The sequence below is a fragment of the Stenotrophomonas sp. genome (genome assembly GCF_036662295.1).
In the GTDB taxonomy this organism is placed as follows: domain Bacteria; phylum Pseudomonadota; class Gammaproteobacteria; order Xanthomonadales; family Xanthomonadaceae; genus Stenotrophomonas.
The window spans coordinates 1-10,787 of the sequence record NZ_JAVWXA010000125.1 but is presented as its reverse complement, the minus strand read 5'-3'; the positions used below and the strand labels follow the sequence as shown (position 1 = coordinate 10,787).

10 protein-coding genes are annotated in these 10,787 nt (G+C 68.7%); 8 read left to right on the top strand and 2 right to left on the bottom strand.

Annotation, left to right across the window (positions count from 1 at the left end; all coding sequences use genetic code 11):
• Positions 1-183: 183 nt before the first annotated feature.
• Positions 184-1,248 carry a lipid A deacylase LpxR family protein gene (locus RSA25_RS17290; protein ID WP_332810070.1) on the bottom strand — a complete coding sequence of 355 codons (1,065 nt, stop codon included), beginning with the start codon at positions 1,246-1,248 and terminating at the stop codon, positions 184-186.
• 193 nt (positions 1,249-1,441) lie between these two features.
• Here RSA25_RS17290 and RSA25_RS17285 point away from each other — a divergent pair, with 193 nt between their 5' ends.
• From RSA25_RS17285 to gnd, 7 genes are all read left to right on the top strand, one after another.
• Positions 1,442-1,720 (top strand): DUF493 family protein, encoded by a 279-nt coding sequence (locus tag RSA25_RS17285; RefSeq protein ID WP_332810069.1) that lies wholly within the window; start codon positions 1,442-1,444, stop codon positions 1,718-1,720.
• Positions 1,708-2,415, top strand: coding sequence for a lipoyl(octanoyl) transferase LipB (gene lipB / locus RSA25_RS17280; protein ID WP_332810068.1), 708 nt, complete (start codon positions 1,708-1,710; stop codon positions 2,413-2,415). The genes RSA25_RS17285 and lipB overlap by 13 nt, the downstream gene beginning before the upstream one ends.
• A gap of 17 nt (positions 2,416-2,432) precedes the next feature.
• Entirely contained in the window at positions 2,433-3,449 is a 1,017-nt protein-coding gene (gene lipA, locus RSA25_RS17275) for a lipoyl synthase (protein ID WP_332810067.1), read from the top strand.
• A gap of 344 nt (positions 3,450-3,793) precedes the next feature.
• Positions 3,794-5,971 (top strand): carboxy terminal-processing peptidase, encoded by a 2,178-nt coding sequence (locus RSA25_RS17270; protein ID WP_332810066.1) that lies wholly within the window; start codon positions 3,794-3,796, stop codon positions 5,969-5,971.
• Positions 5,972-6,108: 137 nt separating this feature from the next.
• Positions 6,109-6,732, top strand: a complete 624-nt coding sequence (locus RSA25_RS17265; RefSeq protein WP_332810065.1) for a DUF2242 domain-containing protein — start codon at positions 6,109-6,111, stop codon at positions 6,730-6,732.
• A gap of 64 nt (positions 6,733-6,796) precedes the next feature.
• Positions 6,797-8,044 (top strand): hypothetical protein, encoded by a 1,248-nt coding sequence (locus RSA25_RS17260; protein ID WP_332810064.1) that lies wholly within the window; start codon positions 6,797-6,799, stop codon positions 8,042-8,044.
• Positions 8,045-8,047: 3 nt separating this feature from the next.
• Positions 8,048-8,953, top strand: a complete 906-nt coding sequence (gene gnd, locus RSA25_RS17255) for a phosphogluconate dehydrogenase (NAD(+)-dependent, decarboxylating) (protein ID WP_332810063.1) — start codon at positions 8,048-8,050, stop codon at positions 8,951-8,953.
• 88 nt (positions 8,954-9,041) lie between these two features.
• Here gnd and RSA25_RS17250 read toward each other — a convergent pair whose 3' ends face one another.
• Complete coding sequence (locus tag RSA25_RS17250; RefSeq protein WP_332810062.1) at positions 9,042-10,085, bottom strand: oxidoreductase; 1,044 nt, start codon at positions 10,083-10,085, stop codon at positions 9,042-9,044.
• Between the two features lie 170 nt (positions 10,086-10,255).
• On the opposite strand from RSA25_RS17250, the gene RSA25_RS17245 reads away from it, so the two are divergent.
• Positions 10,256-10,633: a BON domain-containing protein gene (locus RSA25_RS17245; protein ID WP_332810061.1), complete on the top strand. Its 378-nt coding sequence runs from the start codon at positions 10,256-10,258 to the stop codon at positions 10,631-10,633.
• Positions 10,634-10,787 lie beyond the last annotated feature (154 nt).

The window sequence follows — 10,787 nt, the reverse complement described above, 5'->3', positions numbered from 1 at the left end:
CCCCGCACGTCCTGATGGGCTCATGAGGAGCCGGCCAGCGGCCGGCACTACCGGTGCCTGGCCGGGCGCGTCGGGTGCCTGCCAGGGACCGCCAAGGCAAAAAAAGACCGGCGGTGCCGGTCTTTTTCCATTCGGTGTGCCGACCAGCGGTCGGCAGCTACCCGCATCACGATCAGTCGCCCGTTACAGCGAACGGCTGATCGTGAAGCTGCCGAACACCGGGGCCTCGCGCTGCCCGTCGAACTCGCGGGTGCTGTGGTAACGGGCCACCGCGAACTTCCAGCGCCCACGCATCACCGCCAGCCCGTAGCCGCCCTGGCCGACCACGTGCCGCTTGGACACGCTGTGGCTGTTGCGGAACGTATTGCCGTCCAGGGTGATATCGCGGATCACCCACGCCGCATCCGTCGTCGCAAACAGGTGCCACGACCAGCCCGATGCCCGCCCACCGCGCGTCGGCGCGGTGTTCTCGCCCGCCGGTCGCAGCGGCGTGCTGCCGAAGTCGTCCGGCAGCTTCCAGCCGAAGCGCACCTCGCCGCCGGCGTTCACATGCGTGGCCAGGTTGCCCACTGCCCCGCCGTAATGACTGATCGCATCCCAGCCCCAGCCGCCCGCGTTTTCGCTGGCATCCGCCGGCCAGCGACGCATCCGCTCGTGGGTCAGCATGAACACCGGCTCGTTGTGCAGCTGGTTGTCCCAACCCTGGAATTTCTCATCGCCCAGCGCATCGTGCACCGCATCCTGCACCTCCTTGCCCAGCGCCCACGGCCCCACCACGCCCACCGCCAGCTGCGTGGTCTGCAGCCGGTCGCCGCGCCGGGCGTTGTAGCCGAAGCTGCCGATCAGCACCCCTGCATATGGCCGATCGTCCTCGATCAGGTCCTTGCGGGTGAAATCGGTGGGGGTGAAGATCCCCTGCGCCACGCTGAAGATCATGTTCTGCTGCTCGAACTCACCCGGGTGCAACCGCTCCAGGTGCCGGTTCACCCAGCGTGCCAGCCGCGGCAGGCAGGGGTCGTCGGTGTAGTCCACCAGGTTCGGCGACACCAGGGTGATCTGCGCCCCGTTGGTGTAGCCCTGGTCCTGGTCCGCGCCGCCGAACAGATCGTTGTCCACGCGGAAATTGACCTGCGGCGGATGCTCGCGCATCGCGTCCGGCCCACACTGGTTGGCGGCCTGGACCGCAGGGGCGACGAGCGCCAGGGCGCCGGCAAGTGCGGCCGACAACGCGTAGGGCTTCAACGACATGGAATTCCCGCTCAGGATTTGTTCTGTTTTTATGCCGAAGCAGCGTAGTCAGGACGTGAGGCCGTCGCCAGACCCGCGCACGCATTGGAGCGTCTTGCTGGTGAAGACCGATTTTCACGTGCCGTTCGGCGCCGCTATGGGCACGATCGTGCAAGGCTTGGGTTCGGTCGCAGGCGTCCCCATAATCGCGGTCATGGAGATCAAGTCTGACAACCCCGACCACGGCTTCCAGTTCCCCGGCCAGTTCGAGCTCAGCGCCATGGGCGCGGCCGGCCAGGAGCTGGAACGCGAATTGCCACGCCTGCTCGAGCAGGCCGGCCTGGAAGTGCTGACCGAGCGGATCAGCTGGAAACACTCGTCCAACGGCAAGTATGTCTCGGTGCGACTGGTGTTCAAGGCCGACAGCCGCGAACAGTACGACGCCGCCCACGCCGTGCTGCGTGACCACCCGGAAGTGAAGTGGACGCTGTAGGCGCCTGCGATACCGCGCCCGCGCCCGGCGCCCGAGCCGCGCAGCCGGCGACCGTGCGCGATCTCGGCCGCCAGCCCTACGCCCCGGTCTGGCACGCCATGCAGCGGTTCACCGACGCCCGTGGCGATGCCAGCCCCGACGAACTGTGGGTGGTCGAGCACGATCCGGTGTTCACCCTGGGCCAGGCCGGCAAGGACGAGCACGTGCTGGCCCCCGGTGACATCCCGGTGCTGCATGTGGACCGCGGCGGCCAGGTCACCTACCACGGGCCGGGCCAGATCGTGGTCTACCCGCTGCTGCAGCTGCGCCGGCTGGGCATCGGGGTGCGCGACTACGTGTGCCGGATCGAGCAGGCCATCATCGACACCCTGGACGAATGGAATATCGGGGCTGAACGGCTGGACGGCGCGCCCGGGGTCTATGTGGGCGGGGCCAAGGTGGCCGCGCTGGGCATCCGGGTCCGCCGGGGCTGCACGTTCCATGGCCTGGCCTTCAACGTGGCCATGGACCTGGAACCGTTCCACCGCATCAACCCCTGTGGCTACCAAGGGCTGCAGGTGACCTCGGTGGTAGACTTGGGGGGACCGTCCGGCGTGGCGGCCGTCAAGCCGGTGCTGCTGGGCCATCTGGCCCGCCAGTTCGGCCTGGACCTCCAGCCGACCACCGAATTGCCCGATCTGACAGACGCGGCCTGACCGCCGCGACAAAGGCCATGACTGAAACCACCGCTCGCCTCATTCCCCTGCAGATCGTGCAGGGCGACACGCCGTCCGCCGCGCCGCTGCAGACCGGGGTCAAACAGCTGGGCGGTGACAAGATCGGCCGCTCGCCGGTGCAGTTCGCCGACGCGCCGGTGCTGCGCAAGCCGTCCTGGATCCGGGTCCGGATTCCCTCGGGCAACGCCGTGCAGACCCTCAAGGCCAAGCTGCGCGAGAACCGCCTGGTCACCGTCTGCGAAGAGGCCAGCTGCCCCAACATCCACGAGTGCTTCAGCCACGGCACCGCCACCTTCATGATCCTGGGCGAGGTGTGCACGCGGCGCTGCTCGTTCTGCGACGTGGCCCACGGCCGGCCCAAGCCGCCGGACGCCAACGAGCCGGCCAGCCTGTCCCAGACCGTGGCCGACATGGGCCTGAAGTACGTGGTGGTGACCAGCGTGGACCGCGACGACCTGCGCGACGGCGGTGCCCAGCACTTTGCCGACTGCATCGGCGCCATCCGCGAAAAGTCGCCCGGCACCCGCATCGAAGTGCTGACCCCGGACTTCCGTGGCAAGGGCCGCATGGAGCGCGCGCTGGACATCCTGGCGACCAACCCGCCGGACGTGTTCAACCACAACATCGAGACCGTGCCGGACCTGTACCGCAACGTGCGTCCCGGTGCCGACTACCAGTGGTCGCTGACCCTGCTGAAGCATTTCAAGGCGCAGCACCCGTCCATCGCCACCAAGTCCGGGATCATGCTGGGCCTGGGCGAAGACCTGGACCAGGTGCGGGCGACCATGCGCGACCTGCGTGCCCACGACGTGGACATGATCACCATCGGCCAGTACCTGCAGCCCACCCCGCACCACCACCCGGTGCTGCGCTACTGGACGCCGGAAGACTACAAGGCGCTGGAGGTCTACGGCTACGAGCTGGGCTTCAGCCACGTGGCGTCCGGCCCGATGGTGCGCTCGTCCTACCATGCCGACGTGCAGGCCAAGGGTGCGGGTATCGCGGTCGCTTAAGCGCATTCGCGCTTTGCTTCCCACGATCCGCCATGCGGATCGCGGGCCCCGCCTTACCGTTCACCCAGACCCCGCGCCTGTCGGCGCGCCCCCTGACTCAGGGGGCTGCCCCTCCGAATGGCTGGCGCGTGCCTGATCGGTATCGACCCTTGGTCGATACGCTCCCGGTCGTCGGCTACGCGGGTGCCGCCGCTCACGGCCATTCACAATTTGCTACACGCTGCCGTTTAGGCTGGAAATCCCCGTTGCGCGGGGATGGATGACAAACCCCGCAACTTTCGGCACTGTCGTGTGGTCTGATCCGCACGCAGTCTCCCCCTTGGCAAGGTGCCATGAGCAAGTTGATGAAATTCAAAGCCCCCGCATTCCTGATGGCCCTGGCGCTCACCGCGCCGCTGGCGCTGGCCGCCTATGCCGATTCGCCGGCGCTGCCGTCGGCGGCCACGGCCGACCAGGTGACCACCTCCAAGCTGGTGTACGGGCTGCTGTCTGACAGCCGCTACGCCTATCGGCCGCGCGCGCTCGACGCGGCCACCTCCAAGGATGTGTTCAAGCGCTACCTGGAAGCGCTGGATGGCAGCAAGCAGTTCTTCACCCAGGCCGATGTGACCCGCTTCGCCCCGTTCGAGGCCAACATCGCCACCGCCATCCGCGGCGGTGAGCTGGAGCCGGCCTTCCAGGTGTTTGCCGTGTACAAGCAGCGCGTGGGCGAGCGCATCGGCTTTGCGCGCAAGCAGCTCAAGCAGGATTTCGATTTCAGCAGCGACGAGAAGTTCGAGTACGACCGCAAGGACGTGCCGTGGGCGGCCAGCAATGCCGAACTGGACGACCTGTGGCGCAAGTCGGTGAAGAACGATTGGCTGCGCCTGAAGCTGGCCGGCAAGCAGCCGGCCGAGATCCGCAAGACGCTGGACAAGCGCTACGCCACGCTGGAAAAGTCGGTCAATGAGTTGAAGGGCGAGGACGTGTTCCAGTTCTTCCTCAATTCCTACACCAGCGCGGTCGATCCGCACACCGATTACTTCACTCCGCGCACCGCCGAGAACTTCAACCAGGCCATGTCGCTGTCGCTGGAAGGCATCGGCGCACAGCTGCAGCGCCAGGACGACATGGTGGTGATCCGCGAGGTCATCGCCGGCGGCCCGGTGGCGGTCAACGGCACGCTCAAGGCGGGCGACCGCATCGTCGGCGTGGGCCAGGGCAAGTCCGGGCCGATCGAGGATGTGATCGGCTGGCGCATCGACGACGTGGTGGCCAAGATCCGCGGCAAGAAGGACACCCAGGTGCGGTTGGAGTTCATCCCGGCCGAGGAAGGCGTGGACGGCAAGCACCACACCCTGGTGCTGACCCGCCAGAAGGTGCGCCTGGCCGAACAGGCCGCCAAGGGCGAAACGCTGACCATCCCGGCCAAGGACGGGGAGCCGGCGCGCAAGGTCGGCGTGATCAAGCTGCCCACCTTCTACCAGGACTTCGAAGGCCGTCGCCGCAACGCGGCCGACTACGCCTCGGCCACCCGCGACGTGGCCAAGCTGCTGGCCGGCTTCAAGACCGACAAGCTGGACGGCGTGGTGCTGGACCTGCGCAACAACGGCGGTGGTTCGCTGGACGAGGCGATCGAACTGACCGGGCTGTTCATCGAACAGGGCCCGGTGGTGCAGGTGCGCGAGTCCGGCGGCCGCGTTACCGTCAACAGCGACCGCAGCGAAGCGGTGGCCTGGGACGGCCCGCTGGCCGTGCTGATCAACCGCGGCTCGGCCTCGGCCTCGGAGATCTTTGCGGGCGCCATCCAGGATTACGGCCGTGGCCTGGTGATCGGCGAGACCACCTTCGGCAAGGGCACCGTGCAGAACATCGTGGACCTGGACCGTTGGCCGAGCGGCGAGACCCAGCGCTATGGCCAGGTCAAGCTGACCATCGCCCAGTTCTTCCGCGTCAGCGGCAGCAGCACCCAGCACAAGGGCGTGGTGCCCGACCTGGCCTTCCCGGCCAGCGTGGACGCCAGCGAGTACGGCGAAAGCACCTACGACAACGCGCTGCCGTGGACCCGCATCGCCGCCGTGCCGCACACCCAGTACGGCAATTTCGGCCCGCTGCTGCCCAAGCTGGAAACCCGGCATGCCTCGCGCATTGCGGCCGACAAGGAGTTCCAGTGGTGGAACGAGGACGTCGAGCAGTTCCGCACCGAGAAGGCCAAGAAGTACATTTCGCTCAACGAGGCCGAGCGCCGCGCCGAGCGGGAGAAGCAGGACAAGCAGCGGATGGATCGCCAGGTCATCCGCAAGCAGCTGGGCCTGGACCTGGACCCGCTGGCCGATGACAGCAATGACGACGGCCTGACCGGCAATGAGCGTGACATCGTGAAGGATGCCGCCCGTGAGAAGGCCGCCGAAAAGCGTCCGGACCCGCTGCTGCGCGAGTCGGCGGCGATCCTGGCCGACGCGGTGAACCTGCTGGAGAAGGACCGCCCGCTGTCGGCGCAGGTGCTGCCGCAGTCCACCGGGGCCGGCCGCTGGGCCGATTGATCGATCCCGGCCGCGGCCGGTTTCGGTGAACACCAGGACAACGAAGGGCCGGCCGATGCGCTGGCCCTTCGCCGTTTAAACCTGGCGCATACGCCGCCCGGCCTATGCTGGGGCGGTCTGTCCTCGCAGGAGCGCGCATGCGCCTGTCCCAAGCACTCCCGGCGGGCCTGCTGGCCGTCTCCCTCAGCGCGTGCGGCGGCCGCGCCGCCGACAACACGTTGATCCGTGAGTCGTTCGACTCTGGCGACACCTATTCGCGCAGCGTGCCCGGCGCACCGGCCCAGGCCTGCGAGGCCGCGCGCCGCACCCTGCTCAGCCAGGGCTATGCGATCGCCCGCGCCGATACCGCGGCGGTGGAGGGCAACAAGAACTTCCAGCCACGCGAGGACGAGCACGAGCAGCTGGTGCTGCGGATCTCCTGCGCCCCGCGCGGCGAGCAGTCGCTGGTGTTCGTCAGCGCCGTGCAGGATCGCTATGCCCTGAAGAAGAGCCCGACCTCGGCCAGCGTAGGCGTGGGCGCGCTGGGCTCGGTGTCGCTGCCGTTCGGCAGCAACGACGACTCGCTGGTGAAGGTGGCCAGCAGCACCGTGCAGGATGCCGGGTTCTACCGCCGGTTCTTCGATCGACTGCAGCAGTACCTGCCGGTGGTGCCGGCAACGCCGGTCGAGCCGACGCCGCCCGCACCGCCGGCGGCGGCACCGGCCCCGGCGCATGAGCCGGGCCCCGCGCCGGCAGCCGCTACGCCGGTGCCCGCGCACTGATCAGGCGGGCAGGGTGCCACTCCCAACGGTGATGCGTGGGCCGCGCCGATGGCCGCAGGTCCTGATGGCGGTGCTGTGCGCGACCATCGGCACTGCGGCCGCCGCCGCCGCGCCAGCGCCGAGCTGCACCCAGGCGCTGCTGGAAGAACTCGGCTGGCATTTCGTCGACGCGCCGGTGGCCGCGCCGGTCGTCCACGGTGGCCCGGTGTGCACGCGGGCCACGCTGGCGCAGGCCCGGCAGGCCGGCGACCTGCGGGTGCAGGTGCCGCAGGCGTGGACGGCCGGCCAGCGCGCTGCCTGGATGAGCGGCTTGTTCGACGATCCGGCCACGCTGTGCGCCTACACCTTCAAACTCGGCCAGGCCACGCGCCGGGCTACCACGCAGCTGCAGGACAACCCCGGGTACCGCTTCTCGGCCCTGCAACTGGGCTGGATCGGCTTCGGCGCACGCGGCGCGCAGGCGCAGGGCTGGCAGCGCTTCCGCAGCTTCGGCCGCGGCTACCAGCCGGCCGGGCGCAACAGCGTGGCCCTGCAGCACTTCTACGATGGCCGGGTGCGCTCCGAATGCGGGGTGGGGCGGCAGGTAGCGCAGCTGGCCACCCAGCGCGAACTGTACGGCGATGCCGCCTTCGATGCCGAGTTCAGCCCCGGCGAACTGTCGATCGGCACCTTCCTGACCCTGCACGACACCGACAGCATCCTGCTCGGGCGTCATGCCGGCGCGTTCTTCGCCGATGGCAAGGCGGTAAAGACCGCGCAGCTCGGCCGCCAGGCCTTCGTCGGCGCGCCCGGCTTCATCGAACACGTGTTCGACAAGCGCTACCTGGACGACATCAACAACCAGGCCGAGAACTTCGTGGTGGTCGATGTCAGCGACGCGGCCGCGGAAGCGCTGCGCGCGCACGGCGGCTTTGCGCACTACGACGCGGTCAACCGGCGCATCTGGGAACTGGCCCGGCGCATGCCCGGGCCGGGCCCGCGCCGCTTCGAACGGCTGCTGGCCGAGCACGACCCGGTCTGGCGCAAGGGCCTGCCGGATGCGCAGCAACCGCTGCTGGCTGAACTGGACGCGCTGCTGGACGATCCGTTCTACCAGGGGTTCGTGATTTACGTGCATCCTCGCGGTATACGTCCTGTGGGCTATCACATCGCACGCCTGCTCGACCGCAACCCGCGCACGCCGTTTGCCTTCGAACTGGGCCTGCACAACCTGCATACCACGCTGTACCGACGCTGGATCGACGCACGCCTCCGCCAGTGCGATTCCCCGCCGGCAGCCTCCCCACACCACAACACACACGCTGGAAGGTGATACATGGAAATTGCAATGATCGGCCTGGGTCGCATGGGCGCCAACATGGCCGAGCGGCTGCATCGCGGCGGCCACCGGGTGATCGGGGTCGACCCGGGCGAGGCCGCGCGCGAGAGCGCGGCCAAGCGCGGTTTCGAGGTCAGTGCCTCGATCGCCGACGCGCTGGCGCAGCTGTCGGTGCCGCGCGTGGTCTGGCTGATGGTGCCGGCCGGCGAGGTGGTGGACCAGACCCTGGCCGCGCTGTCCCCGCACCTGTCCGAAGGTGACGTGGTGATCGATGGCGGCAACTCGTACTACAAGGATTCGATGCGCCGCGCCACCCAGCTGCAGGGCGAGGACGTGGCCTACGTGGACTGCGGCACCAGCGGCGGCGTGTGGGGCCTGCAGGAGGGCTACAGCCTGATGATCGGCGGCGAGGCCGGGGTGGTGACGCGGATCGAGGCGATCTTCCGCACGCTGGCGCCGGCGCCGGATCGCGGCTGGGCGCACGTGGGGCCCAGCGGTGCGGGCCACTTCTGCAAGATGGTCCACAACGGCATCGAGTACGGGATGATGCAGGCCTATGCGGAAGGCTTCGCGCTGATGCAGCACAAGACCGATTTCAACCTGGACCTGGCCCAGGTCGCCACGGCCTGGCAGCACGGCAGCGTGGTGCGCTCGTGGCTGCTGGACCTGAGCGCCGATGCACTCGGCCGCAACCCGCAGCTGGACGGGATCGCGCCGTACGTGGAGGACTCCGGCGAGGGCCGCTGGACGGTGGCCGAGGCCATCGACCTGGACGTGCCGGCGCCGGTGATCACGTTGTCGCTGCTGGAGCGGCTGCGCTCGCGCGAGAAGAACTCCTTCAGCGACCGCCTGCTGGCGGCGATGCGCAACGAGTTCGGCGGCCACGCGATCAAGCCCCGGTAGTGCCGGCCGCTGGCCGGCTCGCCGCCACCCCGCCGCCACCCCGCCGCCACCCCGCCGCCCTGCGCCGATACGCGCAGGGCGGCGCGCGCTACGCCAGCGTCACCCGCCGCCCGCTGCGCGCGCTTTCCACCCCGGCCTCGAGCAGGCGCATCACCTGCAGCGCCTCGGTGATGCCCACGCTGGGCGCGCCACGCCCTCGCATCGCCTCGCCGAAGGCGGCATACAGCCGCCGGTAGTCGCCGGGCAGGTTGTCCACGCTGCACCGGTGCGGGTGGCCGTCGGCATCCACGGTCACCCGTTGGCCATGCAGCGGGTCCAGGCCCCAGCCCGGGGCACCCGGTGCCACCCCGGCACGCAACTGGTCTTCCTGCACGTCGCGGCCTTCCTTGAGGTAGCTGCCGAGGTGGCCATGCACGCTGAAACGCGGCGCCGATGCGGCCACCAGCGAACCGGCGTGCACGATCGCGCGGTGCCGCGGGTAATGCAGCACGGCGTGGAAATAGTCATCGCTGCGTGCCTGCGCGCGCTGGGCGTGCAGATCGGCGGTGATCGCCTCGGGCCAGCCGAACAGCTGCAGCATCTGGTCGAGCAGGTGCGGGCCGAGGTCCATCCACAGGCCCGCACCAGGGGCATCGCTCTCACGCCAGCGCTCGCGTACCTGCGGGCGGTAGCGGTCGAAGTGCGAGTGGCATTCGGCCACCTCGCCAAGCACGCCGCTGTCCAGGACATGGCGCAGGGTGAGAAAGTCGGCGTCGAAGCGCCGGTTCTGGAACACGGTGACGATGCGCTTGGCGGCCTGCGCGGCGTCGACCACGGCCCGGGCCTGCGCCAGGTCCAGCGCGAACGGTTTGTCCACCAGCACATGTTTGCCGGCCTGCAGCGCAGCCAGCGCGAGGGGGGCGTGCTCGCTGTTGGGGGTGGCGATGACCACGGCATCGAGCGCGGGGTCGTCGAGCAGCTGGGCAGGGGTGGCGCAGATGCGCACGTCGGTGAAGCTGCGCAACAGCCGGTCGCGTTGCGAGCTGGCGATGCTGTGCAGGACCAGGCCGGGGGTGTGCTGGATCAGCGGGGCGTGGAAGACGCTGCCGGCCAGGCCGTAGCCGATCAGTCCCACCTGCAGGGGGGCAGTCATGGGGGCGCTCCAGTGGGGGGAGGGTGCTCCAGCGTAGCGGCTGGACGCGGTGGGCGAAACATGAACGGTTGTGGATGAAGCTGAGCGGTTCACGGCAGCGTTATGTGCTGCGCACGTGTTGCACACGCACGTTCAGGGAGACTGGGCACACACACAGGGAGACACCGAACATGACCCACACGACCCGCAATCTGCTTGCTGCTTCGCTGGCCCTCGGTATGGTGATGGCGACCTCGTCTGCCATGGCCAAGGACCCGCCGAAGACGACCGACCATTCGGCCATGACCCATGCTGACAAGCATGATTCGGCCGAGCCGGTGACCGACAGCTGGATCACGACGAAGGTGAAGGCCGATCTGCTGACCAGCAAGAACGTGCCGGGCACCGAAGTCATGGTGGAAACCGTGAATGGCGTGGTGACCCTGAAGGGCACCGTGGCGACCCAAGCCGAGCATGACAAGGCACTGCGCGTGACCCAAGGCATCAAGGGCGTCAAGCGCGTCGATGCCAGCGGCCTGAAGGTAGCGCCGGCGGCTGCCAAGCGCTGATTCTTGGCTTCATCGCAATGCGTGAATGAAAAGGCGCGCCAGTTGGCGCGCCTTTTCTTCGTTTCTTCGCCCATGGGATAAGGCTTTGTGGAGCCTCGCGAGTGCGTTGCCTTGTCGCTTGGGGCGGGTACGGGCGGGGGGGGGGGGCCACCCG